At 66.6% G+C, this 22,658-nt stretch carries 24 protein-coding genes and 1 riboswitch; of the genes, 17 read left to right on the plus strand and 7 right to left on the minus strand.

Annotated features, from left to right (window positions below):
• The first annotated feature begins 56 nt into the window (after positions 1-56).
• From F8R15_RS12780 to F8R15_RS12800, 5 genes are all read left to right on the plus strand, one after another.
• A complete protein-coding gene (locus tag F8R15_RS12780) occupies positions 57-1,136 on the plus strand; it encodes an FAD-binding protein (protein WP_152844825.1) in 1,080 nt (359 codons plus the stop codon).
• Positions 1,136-2,413, plus strand: a complete 1,278-nt coding sequence (gene glcF / locus F8R15_RS12785) for a glycolate oxidase subunit GlcF (RefSeq protein WP_152844826.1) — start codon at positions 1,136-1,138, stop codon at positions 2,411-2,413. The genes F8R15_RS12780 and glcF overlap by 1 nt, the downstream gene beginning before the upstream one ends.
• 69 nt (positions 2,414-2,482) lie before the next feature.
• The gene (locus F8R15_RS12790) at positions 2,483-3,280 is read left to right on the plus strand and encodes a serine protease (protein ID WP_078606291.1); all 798 of its coding nucleotides are present in this window, start codon (positions 2,483-2,485) and stop codon (positions 3,278-3,280) included.
• 5 nt (positions 3,281-3,285) lie between these two features.
• On the plus strand, positions 3,286-4,167 hold the full coding sequence (locus F8R15_RS12795; protein WP_253732574.1) for a serine protease: 882 nt from the start codon (positions 3,286-3,288) through the stop codon (positions 4,165-4,167).
• Positions 4,168-4,320: 153 nt separating this feature from the next.
• Entirely contained in the window at positions 4,321-4,785 is a 465-nt protein-coding gene (locus F8R15_RS12800; RefSeq protein WP_152844827.1) for an Hsp20 family protein, read from the plus strand.
• A gap of 69 nt (positions 4,786-4,854) precedes the next feature.
• Here the strand turns inward: F8R15_RS12800 and F8R15_RS12805 are convergent, their stop codons facing one another.
• On the minus strand, positions 4,855-5,319 hold the full coding sequence (locus tag F8R15_RS12805) for a hypothetical protein (RefSeq protein WP_152844828.1): 465 nt from the start codon (positions 5,317-5,319) through the stop codon (positions 4,855-4,857).
• Positions 5,320-5,406: 87 nt separating this feature from the next.
• On the minus strand, positions 5,407-5,748 hold the full coding sequence (locus tag F8R15_RS12810) for a winged helix-turn-helix domain-containing protein (protein ID WP_253732576.1): 342 nt from the start codon (positions 5,746-5,748) through the stop codon (positions 5,407-5,409).
• Positions 5,749-5,897: 149 nt separating this feature from the next.
• Here F8R15_RS12810 and F8R15_RS12815 point away from each other — a divergent pair, with 149 nt between their 5' ends.
• The 3 genes from F8R15_RS12815 to F8R15_RS12825 all read left to right on the plus strand — a co-directional run bounded on the left by F8R15_RS12815 (position 5,898) and on the right by F8R15_RS12825 (position 8,810).
• Positions 5,898-7,088: an MFS transporter gene (locus F8R15_RS12815; protein ID WP_078520189.1), complete on the plus strand. Its 1,191-nt coding sequence runs from the start codon at positions 5,898-5,900 to the stop codon at positions 7,086-7,088.
• Positions 7,089-7,097: 9 nt separating this feature from the next.
• Complete coding sequence (locus F8R15_RS12820; protein ID WP_152844829.1) at positions 7,098-7,712, plus strand: glycosyltransferase family 29 protein; 615 nt, start codon at positions 7,098-7,100, stop codon at positions 7,710-7,712.
• Between the two features lie 75 nt (positions 7,713-7,787).
• The gene (locus F8R15_RS12825) at positions 7,788-8,810 is read left to right on the plus strand and encodes an aspartate-semialdehyde dehydrogenase (RefSeq protein ID WP_152844830.1); all 1,023 of its coding nucleotides are present in this window, start codon (positions 7,788-7,790) and stop codon (positions 8,808-8,810) included.
• Between the two features lie 235 nt (positions 8,811-9,045).
• Here the strand turns inward: F8R15_RS12825 and F8R15_RS12830 are convergent, their stop codons facing one another.
• The 3 genes from F8R15_RS12830 to F8R15_RS12840 all read right to left on the minus strand — a co-directional run bounded on the left by F8R15_RS12830 (position 9,046) and on the right by F8R15_RS12840 (position 11,741).
• On the minus strand, positions 9,046-9,876 hold the full coding sequence (locus F8R15_RS12830) for a C40 family peptidase (RefSeq protein ID WP_152844831.1): 831 nt from the start codon (positions 9,874-9,876) through the stop codon (positions 9,046-9,048).
• Positions 9,873-11,246, minus strand: a complete 1,374-nt coding sequence (locus tag F8R15_RS12835; protein WP_152844991.1) for a M17 family metallopeptidase — start codon at positions 11,244-11,246, stop codon at positions 9,873-9,875. Before F8R15_RS12835 ends, F8R15_RS12830 begins: the two co-directional genes overlap by 4 nt.
• Positions 11,247-11,396: 150 nt before the next feature.
• A complete protein-coding gene (locus F8R15_RS12840; protein WP_078542791.1) occupies positions 11,397-11,741 on the minus strand; it encodes a hypothetical protein in 345 nt (114 codons plus the stop codon).
• 191 nt (positions 11,742-11,932) lie between these two features.
• Between F8R15_RS12840 and F8R15_RS12845 the strand changes: the two genes are divergently transcribed.
• Both F8R15_RS12845 and F8R15_RS12850 read left to right on the plus strand, forming a co-directional pair.
• Positions 11,933-12,583, plus strand: a complete 651-nt coding sequence (locus tag F8R15_RS12845) for a carbonic anhydrase (RefSeq protein WP_083078176.1) — start codon at positions 11,933-11,935, stop codon at positions 12,581-12,583.
• 138 nt (positions 12,584-12,721) lie between these two features.
• On the plus strand, positions 12,722-13,432 hold the full coding sequence (locus F8R15_RS12850; protein WP_152844832.1) for a hypothetical protein: 711 nt from the start codon (positions 12,722-12,724) through the stop codon (positions 13,430-13,432).
• Between the two features lie 46 nt (positions 13,433-13,478).
• On the opposite strand, the gene F8R15_RS12855 is transcribed toward F8R15_RS12850, so the two are convergent.
• Positions 13,479-15,083 carry a DUF4139 domain-containing protein gene (locus tag F8R15_RS12855; protein ID WP_152844833.1) on the minus strand — a complete coding sequence of 535 codons (1,605 nt, stop codon included), beginning with the start codon at positions 15,081-15,083 and terminating at the stop codon, positions 13,479-13,481.
• A 174-nt stretch (positions 15,084-15,257) separates the two neighbouring features.
• Positions 15,258-15,364: riboswitch (TPP riboswitch) on the plus strand.
• A 36-nt stretch (positions 15,365-15,400) separates the two neighbouring features.
• Here F8R15_RS12855 and thiB point away from each other — a divergent pair.
• Genes thiB through F8R15_RS12870 form a run of 3 tightly spaced genes read left to right on the plus strand, consistent with a single transcriptional unit; the run spans position 15,401 to position 18,610 of the window.
• Positions 15,401-16,393 (plus strand): thiamine ABC transporter substrate binding subunit, encoded by a 993-nt coding sequence (gene thiB, locus F8R15_RS12860; RefSeq protein WP_152844834.1) that lies wholly within the window; start codon positions 15,401-15,403, stop codon positions 16,391-16,393.
• Positions 16,369-17,931: a thiamine/thiamine pyrophosphate ABC transporter permease ThiP gene (locus tag F8R15_RS12865; protein WP_152844835.1), complete on the plus strand. Its 1,563-nt coding sequence runs from the start codon at positions 16,369-16,371 to the stop codon at positions 17,929-17,931. Before thiB ends, F8R15_RS12865 begins: the two co-directional genes overlap by 25 nt.
• On the plus strand, positions 17,915-18,610 hold the full coding sequence (locus F8R15_RS12870; protein WP_152844836.1) for an ATP-binding cassette domain-containing protein: 696 nt from the start codon (positions 17,915-17,917) through the stop codon (positions 18,608-18,610). The genes F8R15_RS12865 and F8R15_RS12870 overlap by 17 nt, the downstream gene beginning before the upstream one ends.
• Before the next feature lie 133 nt (positions 18,611-18,743).
• On the opposite strand, the gene F8R15_RS12875 is transcribed toward F8R15_RS12870, so the two are convergent.
• Positions 18,744-19,874, minus strand: coding sequence for an S-(hydroxymethyl)glutathione dehydrogenase/class III alcohol dehydrogenase (locus F8R15_RS12875; RefSeq protein ID WP_152844837.1), 1,131 nt, complete (start codon positions 19,872-19,874; stop codon positions 18,744-18,746).
• 73 nt (positions 19,875-19,947) lie between these two features.
• Here F8R15_RS12875 and F8R15_RS12880 point away from each other — a divergent pair, with 73 nt between their 5' ends.
• The 4 genes from F8R15_RS12880 (at position 19,948) to aroC (ending at position 22,468) form a co-directional block, all read left to right on the plus strand.
• Positions 19,948-20,316, plus strand: coding sequence for an I78 family peptidase inhibitor (locus tag F8R15_RS12880; protein ID WP_152844838.1), 369 nt, complete (start codon positions 19,948-19,950; stop codon positions 20,314-20,316).
• 5 nt (positions 20,317-20,321) lie between these two features.
• Positions 20,322-20,624, plus strand: coding sequence for an I78 family peptidase inhibitor (locus F8R15_RS12885; protein WP_172976222.1), 303 nt, complete (start codon positions 20,322-20,324; stop codon positions 20,622-20,624).
• Between the two features lie 286 nt (positions 20,625-20,910).
• The gene (locus tag F8R15_RS12890) at positions 20,911-21,258 is read left to right on the plus strand and encodes a DUF2794 domain-containing protein (protein ID WP_152844840.1); all 348 of its coding nucleotides are present in this window, start codon (positions 20,911-20,913) and stop codon (positions 21,256-21,258) included.
• A 109-nt stretch (positions 21,259-21,367) separates the two neighbouring features.
• A complete protein-coding gene (gene aroC / locus F8R15_RS12895; RefSeq protein ID WP_152844841.1) occupies positions 21,368-22,468 on the plus strand; it encodes a chorismate synthase in 1,101 nt (366 codons plus the stop codon).
• Positions 22,469-22,658 lie beyond the last annotated feature (190 nt).

A 22,658-nucleotide genomic window follows, 5' to 3' on the forward strand; every position in this document is an offset into this window, starting at 1 on the left:
CCCCGCTCGCTGACGCGAGCCCCCGGGATATTTTTGCCAAGAGGAAGGCAGATTTTATGAGAGTTGAGAGCGAGGCGCAGCTGGCCGAGGCCGTCCGGGATGCGGGTGGCGCGCTGGCGGTGCGCGGAGGCGGTACGCGGCCTGTGGGCCGGTGTCTGGGAGAGCCGCTGGAAGTCGGGATTTCGGGCATCACGCTCTACGAGCCGGGCGCGCTGACGCTGGTCGTGGGCGCGGGGACGCCTCTGGCCGAAGTCGAGGCGGCGATTGCCGCCGAAGGCCAGCGCCTGCCTTTCGAGCCTGCGAATTGGGGGCCGGTTCTGGGTGCCCCGGGCACGAGCACCGTGGGCGGTGTCGTGGCCGCCAATGTCTCGGGGCCGCGTCGGGTGCAGGCCGGGGCCTGTCGCGACAGCCTGATCGGGACGCGTTTCGTCGATGGGCGCGGGCAGATCGTGAAGAACGGTGGCCGGGTGATGAAGAACGTCACCGGCTACGATCTGGTGAAGCTGATGGCCGGAAGTTGGGGCACGCTCGGGGTGATGAGCGAGGTGGCCTTCAAGCTGCTGCCTGCCGCGCCGTCTCAGGCGACGGTTGTGATCGACTTGCCCGCAGGGGCCGCGCAGGTGGCTCTGGCGGCGGGTTTGGGCTCGCCCTTCGACGTGTCCGGCGCGGGCTGGTTGCCCGGTGTCGGCGCGGTGGTGCGGGTCGAGGGGCTGGCCGAATCCGTCGCCTACCGGGCGGAGCAGTTGCGCAAGCTGATGGAGCCATTCGGCCCGGTGCAGGTCGAGGAAGAGGGCTCGGCCGCGATCTGGGCCAGCCTGCGCGATCTGGAGCCGTTCATCGGCAAGGAGGGCGATCTGTGGCGGCTCTCGGTGAAGCCTTCGGAGGCCTCTGACATCGTGGCAAGGCTCGGCGGCGAGGTGCTGCTCGACTGGGGTGGCGGGCTGATCTGGGCGCTTCTGCCCGAAGGCAGCGACGCCCGTGCGTTGGCCTCGCCCTATACCGGCCACGCGACCTGCATGCGCGGCGCGGCGGGCGTGACCTTCGAGCCCGAACCCGCGCCGATCGCCACGCTGACCACCGCGCTGCGGGCGCAATTCGACCCCAAAGGTATTCTGAACCCCGGAAGGATGGGCTGATGCAGACGAATTTTTCGCCCGAACAGCTGAAGGATCCCGGCGTCGCGCGCTCCAACGAGATCCTGCGCGCCTGCGTCCATTGCGGGTTTTGCACGGCGACCTGCCCCTCCTATCAGGTGCTGGGCGACGAGTTGGACAGCCCGCGCGGGCGCATCTACCTGATCAAGGACATGCTGGAGAATGACCGGCCTGCGGATGAGAAGACGGTCAAGCATCTCGACCGCTGCCTGAGCTGCCTCGCCTGCATGACGACCTGCCCCTCGGGCGTGCATTACATGCATCTGATCGACCACGCGCGCGCCCATGTCGAGAAGACCTACAAGCGGCCAATGATGGACCGGCTGCTGCGCTGGACGCTGGCGAAGATCGTGCCCTATCCGGGGCGCTTCCGTCTGGCGATGGGTGGGGCGAAACTGGCAAAACCCTTCGCAGGGCTGCTGCCGGACAAGCGGCTGCGCGCGATGGTGGGCATGGCGCCCAAGACCATCCCGCCGGTCAGCCGCAATGACGATGCGCAGGTCTTCGCCCCGATGGGCGAGAAGAAATACCGCGTTGCGCTGCAGATCGGCTGCGCGCAGCGGGCGCTCAACACCGATATCAACGACGCGACGATCCGGCTGCTGCGGCGGCTGGGCTGCGAAGTGGTGATCCCGAAGAAACTGGGCTGCTGCGGGGCGCTTTCGCATCACATGGGACGCGAGGACGAGAGCCATTCGCAGGCCGCGCGTAACATCCGTGCCTATCTGAGCGAGGGCAATCTGGATGCGGTGATCATCAACACCTCGGGCTGCGGCACCACGGTGAAGGATTACGGGCATATCTTCCGCAACGACCCGATGGCCGAGGAGGCCGCAAAGGTTGCAGGTCTGGCCTGTGACGTGTCGGAATTCCTCGTGAAGATCGGTCTGCCTGAGGGCCAGGGCGGGATGCGTGTCGCCTATCACGCGGCGTGTTCGCTCCAGCATGGCCAGCAGATCAAATCCGCGCCGAAGGACCTGCTGAAACAAGCCGGGTTCGAGGTGGTCGAGCCTGCCGACAGCCATCTGTGCTGCGGCTCGGCCGGCACCTACAACCTGCTGCAGCCGGAGATTTCCGACGAGCTGAAGAAGCGCAAGGTGGCGACGCTCGAGGCGAAGCAGCCCGAGGTGATCGCGGCAGGTAATATCGGCTGCATGGTGCAGATCGGTGGCGGCACCGAGGTGCCCGTTGTCCACACTGTCGAACTTTTGGACTGGGCTACGGGCGGGCCGAAGCCGCCAGCGCTTGCGCAGGCCTGATCCACGCCACAATCTGGCCGCATCGGGGCGCTACGCAAGATCAAACGCCCCGCAATCTTCGGAGCCCCGATGCGCCTTCTTGCTTTCGCTCTTGCCTGTCTGACCGCGCTGCCTGTGCTGGCGCGGGCCGAGACGATCACCCATGCGACGCCCTTGCGCGCGCTGGAGACCGGCGACGATACGCGCGGCTGGCAGGCGGTGGGGCGGCTCGATCTGGGCCATGGCAGCTTTTGCACGGGCACGCTGATCGCGCCTGATCTGGTGCTGACGGCGGGGCATTGCCTCTATGACAAGCGCAGCGGCGCGCTGATCGATGCGCGCGAAATCGAGTTTCGCGCGGGCTGGCGCAACGGGCGCGCCGAGGCCTATCGCAAGGTGTCGCGCGCGGTGCTGCATCCCTCCTATCACTACGGTGGGCCGGTCGGCGTGAAGCGTTCGGAATTCGATCTGGCGCTGATCAAGCTCGCCCAGCCGATCCGCCTGCCGCAGCTTCAGCCCTTTGAGGTGTCGCGCAGCGCGCCCTATCGCGGCGAGGAAGTGGGCGTTCTGTCCTATGCGCAGGGCCGCTCGGAGGCGCCGTCGCTGCAACGCGATTGCTCGGTGCTGGAACGTGCAGGCGCGACGGTGGTGATGAGCTGCTCGGCCGATTTCGGGGCCTCGGGCTCGCCGGTCTTCAGCTTTGCCAATGGTCGCCCCGAGATCGTCTCGGTGGTCTCCGCCAAGGCCCAGATGGGCGCGCGCCCGGTCTCGATCGGGGCGCTGGCCAATGGGGTCGCCGATCTGCGGCAGGCTATCGAGAGCCGTGACAACGTCGCCACCACCCGCGAAATTCGCGCGGGCGGGGCAAAATTCATCAAGGCGAAGTAAGCGCGATGGGCATTCGGCGGATCATCGTGGGAGTTGTGGCTCTGGCTTTGCTGGGCGGCATGGGCGAGGCGCAGGAGGCGCGCAATTCCGCGCTCGACCGGCTGTCGCAGCGTGCAGATCTCTTCGGCTGGGAGGCCGTGGGCAAGGTCACCATCGGCGCTGACGGCTACTGCACCGGCGTTCTGATCGCACCCGATCTGGTACTTACGGCGGGCCATTGCATCTTCGACCGACGCGCCAAAGGTCCGCGCGACCCCGCGACGCTTGGCTTTGCCGCAGCCCAAACCGACGGGGCGGAGATCGCCGCGCGCCCGGTCGCCGCGATGGTCGCCGATCCGGAATATAACCCGTTCGTGCCGCTCTCGGTGGACACCGTGCGCCATGACGTCGCCCTTCTGCAGCTTTCCGCGCCGATCCCGACCTCTGTCGCGGCGCCCTTCCGCGTGGGGGCGGTGCCTGCCGCGGGGGGCGAGGTGTCGGTCGTATCTTACGCGCAGGGCCGGGCCGATGCGCTGTCCTGGCAAAAGGCGTGCCGCGTGTTCGGGCAGGCCAAGGGGTTGATCGGGTTCGATTGCGATGTCGATCACGGCTCTTCGGGCGCGCCGGTTTTCGACCGCTCGGGGCTGGCGGCAGGCGGGCGGGCGCAGATCGTGTCGCTGGTCTCCTCGGGCTCGCGCAAGAATGGCGTCTCGCGCGCCTATGGGATGGAATTGCCCGCGATCGTCGCGCAGCTGAAATCCGCGCTGCGCTCGGGGCGGGGCGTGATCCGCGCCGTATCCCCCAGCGCTTTCGCCGCGCCGCAAATCCGCCGCACGGAGCCCGCGCAGGGCCAGCCGCGCATCCTGTCTGGCGGGGGCGCAACCGGGGCGAAATTCCTGCGTCCCTAAGGGCTTGGCCCGAAGCGGCGTACCTCTTGAAACGTCGCGAGAGATTTCCCAAATTTATGAGTGCCGGAATGCCTGATGAGGGTTCTGGCGCTTAACTGCCCGGCCCCGGAAAGGGGCGGGTCTCATAACCATCGCTCAAGAGAGGATGATGATATGCGAAACTTTGATCTTTCGCCCCTTTACCGCGCCACCGTGGGCTTCGACCGCGTGGCTGACATGATGGACCGTGCGCTGACCAGCGATCTCGCCCAGCCGACCTATCCGCCCTACAATATCGAGAAGACCGACGAGAATGCCTATCGCATCTCGATCGCCGTCGCAGGTTTCGGGTCGGACGAGCTGACTGTCGAGCTAAAAGACGGCGCGCTGATCGTGACCGGTCGCAAGGCCGAAGACGATTCCGGCCGCACCTACCTGCATCGTGGCATCGCGACCCGCGCTTTCGAGCGCCGCTTCGCGCTGGCCGATCATGTGAAGGTCACCGGGGCCACCCATGAAGACGGGATGCTCCACCTCGATCTCGTCCGCGAAGTGCCCGAGGCGCTGAAGCCGCGCCGGATCGAGATTGCAGGCCCGACGAAGTCGGAGGTCAAGCAGGTCGAGACGGTCGACGCCTGAGGCATCTACCATCGGTGAAAATGACGGGCGCGGGGGGATCACCTCCCGCGCTTTTTGCTATGCGAGAGCTTACGGCGGGGTGAGATCGCTGCCGCCGCGCTGGAACACCATCACATGATCGCCGCTGCCGGTGAAGGTGACCGCCGCGCCTTCGACCTGCGCCTGCGTCATGTCGAAGAACAGCTGCGCGAGGCCCGCATCGGCCTTGAACTCTGGCGTCTCCTGCTCGCAGGCGAATGTGGGCGAGGCCGAGGTCGGCCGGATGCCAAGCGCGGGGTAGGGGGCGAACATCACCCCGGTCACGCAGAGGCAATGCCCGCAGACGGCGAAGCGCGAATTATCTCCGATATAGAAGCGGATCGCCCGCGCGGGCGCTTTGCCGTCCACCATGGCGAGGTCATAGGCGCGCAGGGTCTCCACCTTCGAGGCGAGCGTCTGGGCGTCCGAGGTGCCGCTCGGCATACAGGCCGCAAGCGCGGCTGCGAGCCCGAGAGTTGCAACGCGCGCGGCAATCTTCTTCGAAAGATCGAACATGGTCTTGGTCCGTTACTGGCGACTTCCAGCAGGATGCGCGAACCTTAGTTCGATGCGCATTGATCCGGCGCAAGGACCTTGGGGACCTCAGTCGGCGACCATCGAGCCGATTAGAGCGATCTCTTCGCTGCCCGCCTCGCGGGCTTTCTCCTCCAACCGGCGATAGGCTGCGAGGACCGCTTCGCCCTCGGGCGTCAGCGACGCGCCGCCGCCCTTCGCCCCGCCGCGCGCGCGATCCACCAGCGGCGACTTGAAACCGGCATTCATCTCTTCGACCAGCGACCATGCACGTTTGTAGCTCATTTTCATCGCGCGCCCCGCCGCGGAGATCGAGCCGTGTTCGGCGATTTCTTCCAGCAGCCGCACCTTGCCGGGGCCCAGCATCGCCTTGTCGAAATAGAGGCGCATCATCAGGCGGGTCAGTTCCATTCGGGCATCCCTCGCACTCGTCCGTCATGCGCCCTTATCCTGATCCTGTGCCGGGGCCAAGACAAGGGGCGGGCGCGCGAATGCACTCGGTCATGTGCTCTTGCCATTGCCCGCGCCTTGGGCGAGCGTGCGCGCGAAGGAGCCCCCGCATGTATATCTCGATCGCCTCGCTTGTGGGCGCCTATCTTCTGAGCCAGTTCTACCGCACCTGTTTGGCCGTTCTGACACCCGTTCTGGGCAAGGAAATCGGCGTGACGCCGGGCGATCTCGCCGTGTCTCTGGGGCTTTGGTACGGGGCGTTTGCGCTGATCCAGATCCCGATCGGCGAGGCGCTGGACCGGATCGGCCCGCGCCGCACCGTGGGCGTGCTGATGGCGCTTGGCGGTGGCGGCGGCGCTGCCGTCTTCGCGATGGCGCAGGGGCCGATGGGCATCCACATCGCGATGATCCTGATCGGGGCGGGCTGCGCGCCGGTGCTGGTGGGCAGCTATTTCATCTTCGCGCGCAGCTTCAAGCCGGCGCTGTTCGGCACGCTTGCGGCCTCGATGATCGGGGCGGGGAGCCTTGGTAACCTCGCGGGCGCGGCCCCTCTTGCGGCCTCCATCGAGGCTTTCGGCTGGCGTCAGACGCTTTGGGCGCTCTCGGCGCTGACGCTGCTGGTGGCGGCGCTGATCCTGTGGCTTGCGCGCGACCCCGAGCGGGTTGAGCAGCCTGCAGGCCGCCGGGGCACCGCGCTCGACGTGCTGCGCCTGCCGGGCTTCTGGGTGCTGCTGCCGCTGACGGTCGCGAATTACACCGCCGCCGCCGGGATCCGTGGCGTCTGGGCGGGCTCCTATCTGGCCGATGTCTTCGGAGCCGATGCGCAGCTGATCGGCAAGGTGACGTTGGTGATGGGCCTCGCGATGATCGCGGGCAATTTCGCCTATGGCCCGGCGGACAAGATTTTCGGCAGCCACAAGCGGGTCGCGCTTTACGGCAATGCGGTGCTGGCCGTGGCCTTGGCGGTGCTTTTCGTCCTGCCGGGGCAGTCGCTGTGGCTGGCGACGGTTCTTCTGGCCGCGATCGGCTTCTTCGGCGCGTCCTTCCCGGTGATCATGGCGCATGGCCGCACCTTCTACCCGCCGCATTTGACGGGCCGGGGCGTGACGCTGCACAACATGTTCTCGATTATGGGGGTGGCTGCGATGCAATTCGCCTCGCGGCCGGTTTTCGATGCGGTCTCGGTGGGGCACACGCCCGCAGTGGCCTATGGGCTGCTCTTTGCGTTCTTCCTTGCGCCGCTGATGATCGGGCTGGTTTTCTACGTTTTCGCCCGCGACAGCGGCGATGGCATGAGCTAAACCCATCGCATGACCCGGCTCGGATTTCTGATCAATCGCACGCTGCGGCGCGAGGCCCCGCTGGCCGCGCTCTCCGTCTCGCAAAAGGCTTTGCTGGGCGATCTGGCAGGCAAATCCGTCGCGCTTGTCGGCAATGCGCGTGCGCTGGCCGAGGGGCAGGCGGGGGCGGAGATCGACGCGCATGACGTGGTGATCCGGATCAACCGCGCGCCGATGCCCTCGGCCACGAGCCACGGCACGCGCACCGACTGGCTGGCGCTTGCGACCTCGCTACCCGAGGCCGAGCGCGCCCGCCTCGCCCCTTCGCGCATCCTGTGGATGAGCCATAAGCGCAAGCGGCTCGATTGGCAGACCGCCACCAGCCCCGGTTTCTACCTGCATCCGCTGGAGGACTACGAGGGGCTGAAGCTCAAGCTCGGCGCGCAACCCACGACCGGCGCGATGCTGATCGAGATGCTCCTGCGCTCGGATCTGGCGCGGCTCGACCTCTATGGCTTCGATTTCTTCGCCTCGCTTTCGCTTTCGGGGCGGCGCTCGGCCGACAAGGTGCCGCATGATTTCGCCGCGGAAGCGGAGATGGTTGGCGGGTTTCTTGCTTCCGATCCGCGCATCATTCGGAACTGACTGCGCGTCGAGCCTCTTTCATTTCCTGACGTAAAGCGGTAGGAAGCCGCGTTCTATTCGAGCAAGGAGGTCCTCATGGGCTATAAAGTCGTCGTTGCGGGCGCCACGGGGAACGTGGGCCGCGAAATGCTGAACATCCTGGCCGAGCGCCAGTTCCCGGTCGATGAACTGGTGCCGCTCGCGTCGCGCCGGAGCCTCGGCACAGAGGTCAGCTTTGGCGATCAGACCCTGAAGACTAAAGATATCGATGGGTTCGACTTCACCGGCTACGACATCGCGCTGTTCGCGATCGGCTCGGACGCCACGAAGAAATACGCGCCCATTGCCGCCAAGCAGGGCTGCATCGTGATCGATAACTCGTCGCTCTACCGCTACGACCCGGACGTGCCGCTGGTCGTGCCGGAGGTGAACCCGGAAGCCGTCGACGGTTACGCGAAGAAAAACATCATCGCGAACCCGAACTGCTCGACCGCGCAGATGGTCGTGGCGCTCAAGCCGCTGCATGACCGCGCCAAGATCAAGCGCGTCGTGGTCTCGACCTACCAGTCGGTGTCGGGCTCGGGCAAAGAGGCGATCGACGAGCTTTGGAACCAGACCAAGGGCATGTATGTCCCCGGTCAGGAAGTGGAGCCGAAGGTCTATCCGAAGCAGATCGCTTTCAACGTGATCCCGCATATCGACGTGTTCCTCGATGACGGGTCCACCAAGGAAGAGTGGAAGATGGTCGCCGAGACGAAGAAGATCGTCGACCCGGCGATCAAGCTGACCGCGACCTGCGTGCGCGTTCCGGTCTTCGTGGGCCATGCCGAAGCGATCAATATCGAGTTTGAGGACTTCCTCGACGAGGACGAAGCGCGCGACATCCTGCGCGAGGCGCCCGGCATCATGGTCGTCGACAAGCGCGAAGATGGCGGCTACATCACCCCGGTCGAGTGCGTCGGCGATTTCGCCACCTTCATCTCGCGCATCCGTCAGGACTCGACCATCGAGAACGGCCTGAACATCTGGTGCGTGTCGGACAACCTGCGCAAGGGCGCGGCCCTGAACGCGGTGCAGATTGCCGAGACGCTGGGCAAGCGCGTGCTCAAGAAGGGCTGAGCGTTCGGCCTTTTTGGATTTGGGAAACGCCCGGTCGGAAGATCGGGCGTTTTCTTTTGGGATGAGGCGAGAAGGGACGCGCCCGAGCCTCGGGTGGGCGCTTTGCTCCGCCTGTGGCTGGGCGCTTAATCTCGCAAGCCCGCATGTCGAGTTTGCCCGCGAGGCCATCGCCAATGCGCCCTCCCGGGGGGGAGGGTCGGGCGGCCCGGGGCTGGTCGCCCCGCGCTACAAAGCCTTACCGCGCGACCCGCTTCACCCCCAGATACGGCCCTTCGCCCGCCGCCGCGATCCGCGCCTTGGCGGCCTCGATGCCCTCATGGGCCACGCTCATCGTTTGGCCGTTGGCGTGGATCATCGTCTCGCCATCGCAGGCGAGCGCCACATGGCCTTTCCAGAACAGCAGATCGCCACGCTTCAGGGGCGCGCCCTCCGGCACGGTCTCGCCCATCTCCGCCCATTGCAGGTCGCTGTCGCCCGGCACGGACTGCCCGCACAGCGCGAAACCGATCTGCACCAGACCCGAACAGTCGATCCCCGCACGGCTGTTGCCGCCCCAGAGATAGGGCGTGCCGAGCAATCGCTCGGCCACCGCGACCGGATCGTCCTCGGGCTGATTGAGCGCGCGCAGATGCTGGCGCGGCACGAAGCCCTCGGCGGTCACGGCGAACATGCCGTCGTCCCCGGTCACTGACAGATGCGCGCCCATCGAGAGCTGCATCGCCTCGCCGCGCTTGATCGCCGCCTCGCGATAGACATGCGTGGCGGGTGCGGTCACGACATGGGTGGCAGGTTCGGGCGTGCCGAAGGTATCGGCGGCGATCCAGCCACAATAGCCATCCCATGCGGCCTGAACGAAGGCGAAGCCGTCGCGCTGGTCGATCACAGTCACCGCGGCGCCAAAAAGAAGCTGCCGGTCGCGCAAGCTTCCGGGCTCGGGGCAGAGATCGGTCACGGGCACGACGATCCGCGCGGGCATGCCGTGGGTGAAACCTTCCGCCTCGACCTGCCCGCGCAGGGCTTCCAGCGCGATCTCGCCTGAATAGGGCAGGCGGCGACGGTCGGTCATTTCAGCACCTCGGGCAGAGCGGCAAAGATCGCCCGCGCGCCTTGGCCGACCCCGCCTTTCGGTCGGGCGGGGGCCGCGGCGGGTTGCCAGCCGTAGATGTCGAAATGGGCGAAGCGCTTTGTCTCGGTCACGAAGCGGCGCAGGAACAGCGCCGCGGTGATCGAACCTGCCATGCCACCCGATGGGGCATTGTCGAGATCGGCGATGCCGGGTTCGATCTTCGCCTCGTAGGGCGCCCAGAACGGCATCCGCCAGAGCGGATCGGCCACCGCGCCCGAAGCCGTCGCCAAAGCCTGCGCGACGCCCTCGTCATCGGTGTAGAACGGGTGGATGTCCGGCCCCAAAGCGACCCGCGCCGCTCCCGTCAGCGTCGCCATGCAGACCATCAGGTCGGGCGGGGTCTCATCGGCATAGGCCAGCGCATCGGCCAGCACCAGCCGCCCCTCGGCATCGGTATTGTTGATCTCGACGGTCAGCCCCTTGCGGCTGGTCAGAATGTCGCCGGGGCGGAAACTGTCGCCGCCGACCGAGTTCTCCACCGCCGGGACCAGCACCCGCAGGCGTAGCTTCGCGCCCGTCGCCATGATCATATGCGCAAGCCCCAGCACGGTGGCCGAGCCGCCCATATCCTTCTTCATCAGCCCCATCGAGGCGCCGGGCTTGAGGTTCAGCCCGCCCGTGTCGAAACAGACGCCCTTGCCGACGAGCGTCAGCGCCGGTCCTTCGCTGCCCCAGCCCAGTTCGATCAGCCGCGGCGCACGGGGCGAGGCGCGGCCCACCGCGTGGATCATCGGGAAGTTCTGCGTCAGAAGGTCGTCGCCCTTGATCACCTTGGCCTCTGCGCCGTGACGCTCGGCGAGCAGTCGAGCTGCGCCCTCCAGCTCGTCAGGGCCCATATCTGAGGCGGGGGTGTTGATCAGGTCGCGGGTGAAGGCCTCGCCCTCGGCCACGGCTTCGATCTGCGCCGCATTCAAGCCCTCCGGGCAGACCAGCCGCGCTTTCGGCGGCGCGGCCTCGGCATAGCGACCGAACCGATAGCCCGCGAGCAACCAGCCGAGCGCCGTTTCCGCCTTCAACTCTTCCGACAGATCGCCCTCGATCCGCCACGCGCCTTCGGGCAGGGCCGAGGCCGCCCGCGTCAGAGAGAACCGCTCGCGCGCCCGTGCCGCATCAGTCCCGAGGCCCAGAAGCGCCGCCTCCGCGCCATCCGGCCCGGGCAGCAGGGCGACCTGACCTGCGCTCGCCTTGAACCCTGTGGCCTCGACGAAGGCGCGCTGCGCGGGAGGCAGATCGGCCAGAGCCTGCTCCAACCCTTCGGGCGCAACGGCGATCAGCGCACGCGCGGGCGCGTCCGCCCCGGCGAAGCGCATCGCGGGGCGCGGGGCGAGAAAGGAAAAGTCGGCTGGAACGTCAGGGGTCTTGTCTGCGCTCATGGGGGGCGGCTCCTTGGCTCTGGTGGTTGCTTTCGTCCCAGAGCCTAGCGCCGCCGCGCCTGCCCGCAAGGGCCGATCGATCACGCCTCAGGAAGACAGGTTGCCGATATCCCAAACCTCGGTGAGCGAGCGTTCCGCGATCCGGCCCAGCCGCGCCATCACTGCCGCCTGCGCCACCGCATCGCCGCCCGAGATGCACTCCAGAAGGTCGCGCGCTGTGCTGACCATCGACACCAGCCCGACCTGTTCGGCAAGCTCCATCACTTCGACGATCGCGCGGCGCAGCTTGCCGCATTGGCCGGATTTCGTGGCCTCTTCCAACGCGCTGAGATGGAAGGCGAGATCTTCGACCGTGGCGCAGATCACCCGCTCCGCCCCGTCCTGTCCCAGCTCCGCATAGAGCACCACCAGCCGCGCCGTATCCAACGACATCTTTTCCTTGCAGCGCAAGCGAGACACCTGTGTCACCCCGACACCCCCTTTGATTTCACCATCGCCCGGGCGGTAACGTGATCGAGAGGTCTCAAGATTTCGTTGAGCGATCCGGAAAATCTTCTCGAAACCCGGCGCGCAACGCGCTATTTGACGCAGCGATAAGACGCCAGACACCAGACGAGGGATCGATGAGAGAGCATGTGAAACCGCTGCCCAGCTACCTTGTGAGCCGTTATCAAGGATGGCACGCCACCGCCTATGACGAGAACCGCGCCTGGTATCGCCGCCTCGCCTCCGAAGGGCAGCGCCCGCGTTCGATGATCATCGCCTGCTGCGACAGCCGCGTGCATGTCACCTCGATGTTCGGCGCCGATCAGGGTGAGTTCTTCATCCACCGCAACATCGCGAACCTCGTGCCGGAATTCACGCCCGATGGCGATCACCACGGCACCTCGGCGGCAGTCGAATATGCCGTGACCAGCCTGAAGGTCGCGCATCTGATCGTGCTCGGCCACTCCAATTGCGGCGGTGTCGCAGGGTGCCATGCGATGTGCTCGGGCCATGCGCCGGAGTTGGAGGAGAAAAGCTCCTTCGTCGGCACCTGGCTGAACCTGCTGCGCCCGGGCTACGAGCGCGTGAGCGAGCTGCCCGAGGATCAGCAGGTGCTGGCGCTCGAGCGTGAGGCGGTGAAAGTCAGCCTCGAGAACCTGATGACCTTCCCCTTCGTGCGCGAGGCGCTCGATGCGGACCGGATGACGCTGCACGGGCTGCGCCACGACATCGGCGAAGGCGTGCTCGAACAGTATGACGCCGACTCGGATCGCTTCGAGACGTTCTGAGGCTTTGCCATTCCCGTTGGCCCCCGCGCGGGGCCGACGGCTCCGCTGCGGCGGAAATTCGACTGGTGTTCATTGGCTGTTAAGCTTGATGCGCGAGGCTGGGGGGACCCCGCCAATGCGAAAGAGCTTCGACCCGCCATGCCACAATCTGCATCCCGCTCCCATTCTCAGCATCGCCTTGTCTCCCTACGCCTGCCGCTCGATCTGATCGACCGCATCGCGGCGGAAGCGCGTGCGTTCGGTCTGCCCCCGGCAGAGCTGATCCGGCGCGTGTTGCAGGACGGATTGGCGGAGGAGGTGGCGCCCGAAACATCCGGCACGAAAGCGCCGCTGCCGGAAATGCACGCGGTGCAGGAGGCGCTGGATCAGGCGCGCGACTGGTTCGATCTGCAACATCGGCTGCGGGGGGAGGGCTTCGTGCTGCGGCTTGCAGGCGGCGGGGCCTTGGGGCTGCATGCATGGCCCACCAACCGCTTCCTGATGCTGCTCGACGAGATTGGGCCGAGCCTGACGGAGCTTGTGTTGCGGTTCGGCGCGCCGTTTCCGGGCGACGATGGCGGGCGCACCAAAATCGTCGGTGCAACGGCGGGGCAGGGTGCGACCGTGGCGGAGGGCGCGTCGGCACGGGCGGCTGCCGCCGAATATGCGGCAGCGCAGGCCGCGCAGGCGGTGGGACCGCAAGCCGCGCCGGAGGAGAGGGCCTCCGAGACGACCGAGAAGACCAGCGGTGCAGAGGCGCAGCCCCCCGAGGCAGCGAAAGCCGAGCCGCCCGCACGCGGGTTCCTGCGCCTGTCGCCGGCGCTCCTCGCGAAACTGCGCGCCGCGGCCGATCCGCGAAACGCGGCCTGATCACGCGGGCCTTCGCCGCGCGCGGGGCTGTTCGCGAAGCCTTGCCTTAGCGCAGAACCTGATCCGTCGGCCAGCTGAGCGTGGTCTCGGTGCGGATCGTCTTGGTCTCGCCTGCGCCCAGATCGAAGCGCCATGCGAGCACGCCGCGGCGGTGGTCGTAGTCGGTCTCGCTTGCAGGCGGGGTCGCCTTGGTCGTGATCTTCAGGTCTTCCTGTTCGGAATAGGGCACCCGGTCGATCACCCGCATCGGCCAGCCTTTGTCCGTCAGGTTCTTCACCTCGATCTCGACCACCTCGCGGCGCTCGTTCGATTTCGAGATGAAGCCGCTGTCGCCCTCCATCGTGTCGGGCATGCGGCGGTCCACGCGGATGCCTTCGATCGGCCCGAAGCCAAGCGTCAGATCGTCGCCCGCCGCGACCATCGGCAGGTGCGACTGGCCGACCAGCGCGCCATCGGCATAGAGGTTCGCGGGACCGGGCAACAGGATCTCGCCGGTGTCGTTCTTGCCCTCGGCTACGCGATAGGCCTGCGGATCGGTCAACGGGGCGGCCTCTGCGAAGACATCCATCGGCAGGGTCTTGGAATCGAGGCTCAGGCGCAGATCGTCCACCCCGTCGCGCAGGTCCACCGCGCTCGGGTAATGATAGGTCACCGTCTCGCCTTGCATCTGCAGATCGGCGCGGTCGCTAATCGCGGCCTCCATCATCGGGGCAGAGGCAGCGCCATCGGACGCAGCGAGGGAACGCTTCATCGGCACCGGCGCGGGCGGCGCATCGGGATCACCGATCCGGGCCAGCCGCGGATAGACTTCGCCCGGCTCCGCCCGCCCGCCGGGACGTGCCGTCGAGAGGGTCAGATCGACGCCGCGCCAATCCTCGCCCGTCGCCTGATGGACCGAGACGAACCGCTCCATGTCCACCACGCTCTTGTCGCGGTCGAGCCGCAGATCATAGGAGGGCTGCCAGCCCGCGTTCTGGACGTAGGAGGTGATCGTCAGTGTTCCCGAGCCCTGCACCTTGGCGCTCAGCACGTCGTGATCCTCTGCCGGGTTCAGCAGCGCATCGAGCGCCGCCTGCGCCTGCTTCACCGCCTCTTTCGCGGGGTCGAGCGCGGCTTCGGCGCGGCGCGCCTCGGCTTCGGCGGCAATTGCGCGTTCCGTTGCTGAGAGGATCTGATCCTCTACCATCTGTGCCAATGCGCGAAGCTGTTCGGGTGCGGTTACCTGCGAGTCGGTGTTCTTGAGATAGGTGATCTGGTCGCGCGCGGCCTGCGCCTTGGCGCGGATCACCGCCACCGCGTCTTCCTGTTCCGCAAGCGCCTCTTGCGCCGAGGCCAACCGATCGCGCGCAGATTTCACTGCGGCGCTGTCCTGCCCGCTGATCGCAGGCGCGCGCCCGGAGAGCAGGCTCACCGCGCCGATCTGCACACCGTCGCCCGACACGCGCAGCGTCGAGATGTCGGTGCCCTCGGGAAAGCCCGGCACCAGCAGGTCATGGCTGCCCTCGGGGGCGTCCAGCGTCACCTGCCGCACCACCTGCGCGCCTTGCGGAAAGAGCGTCACGGCCGTGATCTTGCCCGGCGCCTCGATCGTGTCGGCCAAGGCGGGCAGGGCGGTCGCGGCCAGCAGGGCCGCCGTGAGGGTAATGCGCATCGGTTCCTCCCAAATCCGTTCCAGATCGAGCCTGCGTCGCGCCGCGCGCAGTTGCAAGCCATTGAAATCCGGCGCGGCTCGCCACTGGCGGGAACTCGCCAGAGGGGCCGGGGCGCGGGGCAGGGACGCTGTGCCTGCTTGCCCTTGCGTCCGCAGCCGCGCGCGCTTACGTTGCGCCCTACCTCGGGGTGCCAGCGCAAGGCTGGCTGAGATGCGATCCACGCGAACCCGTTGAACCTGAACCGGTTAAGACCGGCGGAGGGAAGGTAGCCGGATTTCCCGGCCCCACTCCGCCCGGCAAGCCCAAGGAGTGAGGCATGAAAACCCACCTGATGCTTGCGGGAGCCCTGAGCCTGATCGCCACCATGGCGGCGGCCGAGGATAAGCCCGTGCTCACCGTCTATGCGCCCGATTATTTCACGAGCGAATGGGGCCCCGGCCCCGCGATCGAGAAGGGGTTCGAGGCGACTTGCGATTGCGATCTGAAATTCGTAGCGGGCGATGTGCTGCCGCGTATCCTGCTCGAAGGCGACAAGACGCAGGCCGATATCGCGATCGGCCTGAACACCGACGTGACTGCGAAGGCGCGCGCCACGGGCCTGTTCGCCCCGCATAACGAAGATACCTCCGATCTGACGATGCCGGTCAAATGGGACGATCCGATCTTCCTGCCCTTCGACTGGTCGGAGCTGGCCTTCGTCTATGACAAGACCAAGCTGAAAAACCCGCCCGCGAGCTTCCAGGACCTGCTGGATGCGCCCGACGACGCCTACAAGATCGTCATCGAGGATCCGCGCAGTTCGGTCGCGGGTCTGTCGCTGCTCTTGTGGGTGAAGGACATCTATGGCGACAAGGCCGAAGAGGCGTGGACGAAAATCGCGCCCAAGGTGCTGACCGTGACGCCGGGCTGGTCGGAGGCCTACGGCATGTTCACCGATGGTGAGGCGGATATGGTGCTCAGCTACGTCACCTCGCCCGCCTATCACATCATGGCCGAGGATGATGACAGCAAGGTCGCCGCGATCTTCCCCGAGGGGCATTACTTCACCCCCGAACTGGTCGCGCAGCTGAAGACCTCGAAGCATCCCGAGCTGGCGCAGAAATTCCTTGATTACGTGCTCAGCCCCGATTTTCAGGGCATGATCGCGACGGCGAACTGGTCCTTCCCGGCCAAGCTGCCGCATGACCAGCTGCCCGAGGTGTTCCGCAACCTGCCGATGCCCGACAAGACGCTCTATCTGGGTGAGACCGAGGCCGAGAAACTGCGCGGTCCGGCGCTGGACGAATGGCAACGCGCCTTCTCCAAATAAGACGCGCGCCCCTCTGGGCGGTGCTGGCGGGTGCGGCTTTGGCCGCGCTCGTCCTTGGCACATTGGCGGCGGTGACGTTCCGAGCGGGCGGGCTGACGGGGCTGCGCGAGACCGATCTCGCCGCGATCCGCTTCACGCTCTGGCAGGCGGCGCTGTCGGCGCTGATCTCCTGCGCGCTGGCGATCCCGGTCGCCCGCGCGCTGCACCGGCGTCGCTTTGCGGGGCGGGGGCTGCTGATCTCGCTCCTCGGGGCGCCCTTCATCCTGCCGGTGATCGTGGCGGTCTTCGGGCTGATCGCGGTGTTCGGACGGCGCGGGCTGGTCAATGCGGCCCTTGCGCCCTTCGGCATCGACCCGATCTCGATCTATGGCGCGCAGGGCGTGATCATCGCCCATGTCTTCTTCAATCTGCCGCTGGCCACGCGGATGATCCTGCACGGCTGGGAGGCGATCCCGGCCGAGCGGTTCCGCCTTGCGGCCACCCTCTGCTTCGGCCCGGCCGAGGTCACCCGCCACCTCGAACGCCCGATGCAGCGCAGCGTTCTGCCCGGCGCGTTTCTCGCGATCTTCCTCGTCTGCCTGACGTCGTTCGCGGTCGCTCTGACACTGGGCGGCGGGCCGCGCGCGACCACGGTGGAACTCGCGATATATCAGGCCTTCCGCTTCGATTTCGACATGGGCCGCGCGGCGAGCATTGCGCTGGTGCAGGTGGCGATCTCGGTCGCGGCGCTGCTGATCGCGGCGCGCGCCACACTGCCGTCGAGCTTTGGTGCGGGGCACGATCGCCGCGCCACGCCGATCCCGCAGTTGTCCGGGGGGGCGGAGCGCGTGGCCTTCGATACGCTCGCGATCCTTCTGGCGGCCGTCTTCCTGCTGCTCCCCATCGGGGCGGTCTTTGCCCGTGGGCTGCCTGCGCTGGCCGATCTGCCCGAGATGATCTGGCCCGCCACGCTGACCTCGCTGGTGATCGCGTTGGCCTCGACCGTGATCACTCTTGCCATCGCCCTGCCGCTTGCGCTGGCCGCCACGCGGCAACGCTGGGCGGAGATCGCGGCGATGCTGCCGATGACCGCGTCGAGCCTCGTGATGGGCACTGGCGCTTTCCTGATCGCGCGGCCCTTCGTGAACCCCACCGACCTCGCCCTGCCGATGGTGCTTCTGACCAATGCCGCGCTCTCGGTGCCCTTTGCGACCCGCATCCTGATGCCCGAGATCCGCACGCTGCAGACCGATTACGACCGGCTCGCCGCATCGCTCGGGCTGAGCGGCTTTGCCCGGCTGCGCCTGCTGACGGTTCCGCGTCTTGCCCGGCCGCTGGGCTTTTCGGCGGGGTTGGCCGCAGCCTTCTCGATGGGCGATCTGGGCGTCATCACGCTGTTCTCGGACGGGCAGACCCGCACCCTCCCGCTGGCGCTTTTCCAGCTCATGGGCTCTTATCGCATGGATCAGGCGGCGGGCGCTGCGAGCCTGCTCCTGATCCTCACCTTCGCGCTTTTTTGGGCGCTCGACCGCGCGGGGCATTATGCTGACCCTCGATAAACTGACCCTCACACAGGGCGATTTCCGCCTCGATGCCGACCTCACGATCCAGACCGGTGCGCGCATCGCGCTGATCGGCCCGTCCGGGGCGGGCAAGTCGACTCTGCTTTCCGCCATCGCGGGGTTCTTGTCGCCCGCAAGTGGCCGCATCCTCTGGCAGGGCGAGGACATCACCGCGATGCCACCGGGGGAGCGCCCGCTCTCGATCCTGTTTCAGGATCAGAACCTCTTCCCGCATCTGCGGCTCGAGACCAATCTCGCGCTCGGCCTGAACCCGAAAGGCAAGATCGACGCCACCGACCGCGCCCGGATCGAGACGGCGCTGGCGCGTGTGGGCCTTGAGGGGATGGAGAGGCGCAAACCCGGCGCGCTGTCGGGCGGGCAGCAAAGCCGTGCGGGGCTCGCGCGGACGCTGCTCCGTGGCCGTCCGATCCTGCTGCTGGACGAGCCCTTCGCGGCGCTGGGGCCCGCGCTGAAATCCGAGATGCTGGCGCTGGTGGCCGAGATCGCGCGCGAACAGGGCACGACAGTCTTGATGGTCAGCCACGATCCCGAGGATGCGCGGGCGCTTTGCCCGCAGACGGTTCTGGTGGCCGAGGGGCGCGCCCATGCGCCGCAAGAGACCGGACCGCTTCTCGACGATCCGCCACCTGCGCTGCGGGATTATCTGGGAAGCTAGGGGCGCTGCCCCTCTTCGCTGGCGCGAATTCACCCGGGGATATTTGACCAAGAGCGAAGGGGAGATCACTCCTTTGTCTTCGCCTTGGTCCAAATATCCCGGGGGTCCGGGGGCAGCGCCCCCGGCCTTGGGGTCAGTAGATCACGACCGAGCGGATCGACTCGCCCGCATGCATCAGATCGAAGGCTTTGTTGATGTCTTCGAGCGGCATAGTGTGGGTGATCATCGAGTCGATCTCGATCTTGTCGTTCATGTACCACTCGACGAATTTCGGCACATCGGTCCGACCCTTGGCGCCGCCGAATGCGGTGCCTTTCCACGTCCGGCCCGTGACGAGCTGGAACGGGCGGGTGCCGATCTCGGCCCCCGCGGGTGCGACGCCGATGATGACCGACACGCCCCAGCCGCGGTGCGAGCATTCCAGCGCGTCGCGCATCACCTGCACATTGCCCGTGGCGTCGAAGGAATAGTCCACGCCGCCGATCTGGTCGCGCTCGGTCTTGGTCAGGTTGACGATCTGCTGCACCACCGGAACGTCCGATTTCGAGGGGTTCACGAAATGGGTCATGCCGAACTTGCGCGCCATTTCCTCTTTCGAGTCGTTCAGGTCCACGCCGATGATCATGTCAGCACCCGCCATGCGCAGGCCCTGGATCACGTTCAGACCGATGCCGCCGAGGCCGAAGACCGCCGCAGTCGAGCCGATCTCGACGCCAGCGGTGTTGATCACCGCGCCGATGCCGGTGGTGACGCCGCAGCCGATATAGCAGATCTTCTCGAACGGCGCGTCGTCGCGGACCTTGGCGAGCGCGATCTCGGGCATCACCGTGTGGTTCGCGAAGGTCGAGCAGCCCATGTAGTGATAGATCGGCGTGCCATCGAGCATCTTGAAACGCGTCGTGCCGTCGGGCATCAGGCCCTGACCCTGGGTGTTGCGGATCGCAGTGCATAGGTTCGTCTTGCCCGAGAGGCAGGACGGGCATTCGCGGCATTCTGGCGTGTAGAGCGGGATCACGTGATCGCCCGGCTTCAGCGTGGTCACGCCTTCGCCGACTTCGAGCACGATGCCCGCGCCCTCATGGCCGAGGATGGTCGGGAAGATGCCCTCGGGGTCAGCGCCCGAGCGGGTGAATTCGTCGGTGTGGCAGATGCCGGTGGCCTTGATCTCGACGAGCACTTCGCCCGCTTTCGGGCCTTCCAGCTCCACTTCCATGATTTCGAGCGGTTTTCCCGCCTCGAGCGCGACTGCGGCACGGGTTCTCATGGGCGCATACTCCTTGTATAAATTCCGCAATAGCCTGCGTTATCGGCGCGGCCAATGCAATGAAGGGTGCGACATGTTGAAACGATTTTTCGTCATGGGTTCGATGCTGGCGCTTGCGGCCTGCGATCCCGCGGGGCCGATGAGCGAGACCCCCTCGGATAGCGCCTCTCCCGCGCCTCAGGCCGAAGCGCCCGCGCCCTATGTCACTCCGCCTGTCACCCTCACCAAAGGCGGCCTGCAGGAACGTGAGCCCGACACCTGTGGCGCGGTGAACTACACCTCGGTCCTCGGCCAGCCAGCGGCGCAGATTCAGACGCTGGGGATCACCAAACCCTATCGCATCGTGGAATGGCGCGGCGTAGAGGATCAGGTCTACAACCCGCAGCGCGTCGTCTTCCGGCTCGACTCGCGCGGGAATGTCTACAACATCGATTGCGGGTGAGCCTGATGGAACGGAGCAGGGCGCGGATCGGTCTGATCGTCACATTGGGCGTAGCGGCTTTCGGGGTCGCGGCCTGCCAGCCGCACCGCATGCCACCCCGTTCGGGTCCGCCCGCGGCCGGCGCCTGTCCACCGCCCGGACTTGCGGCGCTGGAAGGGCGGCCTGAATCGGTGCTGGCGGGGCTCACCCTCGCACGGCCCCATCGCATCATTCATCCGGGCGATGCGGTGACGATGGATTACGCCCCGGATCGGGTGAATTTCGAGATCGACGAGAGCGGCACGATCGCGGCGGTGCGCTGCTACTAGGGCAGAGAGTGCGACGGATCGGGAAAAGGAAAAGCCCCGTGTCTGACCAGGACACGGGGCTTTTCTGCAGGAGGGAAAAGCGCCCGACGATACGAACTGGGTGGGGGCTGTTTACCGCACCGTCGGGCTTTTAGCGTTTTCCGCTGAATTGAAGGTGGCTTGGAAACCCGGCAGGAAGGCGCAGGAAATCAGGCATTTTCGCGGTCTTATTCCGGCGCGGCAAAGGCGCATGCAACCTTAGCGCGGGTGGGCTTGATTTGCGCCACGCGCGATGTACCCTTTGTAAATGACGGTTCAAACGCCTTCCCCCCATCCGAACCCTTCCGGCGTGCCGGAGCAGATCGCTTTCGATCGCTCCGAGCTTGGCGTGATCCTGTCGCTTTACGGGCGCGCGGTCGCGGCCGGAGAGTGGCGCGATTACGGGATGAGTTTCCTGCGCGATGTCGCGGTTTTCTCGATCTTTCGCCGCGCCGCCGAAGTGCCGATCTATCGGATCGAGAAACGGCCCGCGCTGCGCTCGAAACAGGGGCAATATGCGGTGATCGGGCAGCAGGGGCAGGTGCTGCGGCGCGGCCACGATCTGCACCAGGTGCTGCGCGTGCTCGAGCGCAAGCTGATCCGCGCGGTGGAGTGAGCGGCCAAAGGCCGTGACGGAGAGTGCCGCACCGAATGCCATGCGCGTTGCCTCGCAGCCCCTGACTTGCTAAGCCAGCGCCGAAGGAAACCTGCGAGGCGCGTGTCCCATGTCGTTCAACACTTTCGGTCATCAGTTCCGCGTCACCACCTGGGGCGAAAGCCACGGGCCCGCGCTTGGCGCGACGGTGGACGGCTGCCCGCCCGGCATCGAGATCGACGAGGCGTTCATCCAGCAATTCCTCGACCGTCGCCGTCCGGGCCAGTCGAAGGAGACGACCCAGCGCAAGGAGCCCGACGCGGTGCGCATCCTGTCGGGTGTCTTCGAGGGAAAGACGACCGGGACGACGATTCAGCTGATGATCGAGAATACCGATCAGCGCTCGAAGGATTACGGCGAGATCGCGCGGCAGTTCCGCCCCGGTCATGCCGATATCACCTATCACCAGAAATACGGTGTCCGCGATTATCGCGGCGGCGGGCGTTCCAGCGCGCGCGAGACGGCGGCGCGTGTGGCCGCCGGCGGTGTCGCGCAGGCCGCGCTGCGCCAGTTGATCCCCGATCTGCAGATCTACGGCTACATGGTGCAGATGGGCGCGAAACATCTGGACCGCGCGAAATTCGACCGCGATGCGATCCTGCAAAACCCGTTCTTCCTGCCCGATGCGGAGGCTGCGGATGAATGGGCCGATTACCTCGCCGCGATCCGCAAGGGCCAGAACTCGGTCGGAGCCGCGATCGAAGTTGTGGCCGAGGGCTGCCCGGCAGGTCTGGGCGCGCCGATCTACGCCAAGATGGATACCGAACTGGCCGCAGCGATGATGTCGATCAACGCCGTGAAAGGCGTCGAGATCGGCGAGGGCATGGCCTCGGCAGCCCTGACCGGCGTGGAGAATGCCGACGAGATGGTGATGGGCCCCGAGGGCGTCGAATATCTGTCGAACCACGCAGGCGGCATCCTTGGCGGGATCACCACGGGCCAGCCGATCACGGTGCGGTTTGCGGTGAAGCCGACCTCGTCGATCCTGACGCCGCGCCGCTCGGTCAATGTCGCGGGGGAAGAGGTGGAGGTGATCACCAAGGGCCGTCATGACCCTTGTGTCGGCATCCGCGCGGTGCCGGTGGCCGAAGCGATGATGGCCTGTGTGATCCTTGATCAGTTCCTGATGGATCGGGCGCAGACCGGCGGTGTCCGCGGCACGATCGGCTGAGGGGGCGCTGCCCCTTCGCCGGAGGGCGATATTATCGAGGCAAGAGGGGGCTCTGCCCCCGCTCCTTCGGAGCCCCCCGGGATATTTTGGCCAAGCCGAAGACAGGCAGCGGTCTGCCGGGCGCCGATGCAGAGTGCTATGACGTGGCGTGCGCGACCTTGCGGGATGTGAACCGCCCGGTTTATTCTGC

The organism is Thioclava sp. JE_KL1 (assembly GCF_009296265.1).
Classification (GTDB): domain Bacteria; phylum Pseudomonadota; class Alphaproteobacteria; order Rhodobacterales; family Rhodobacteraceae; genus Thioclava.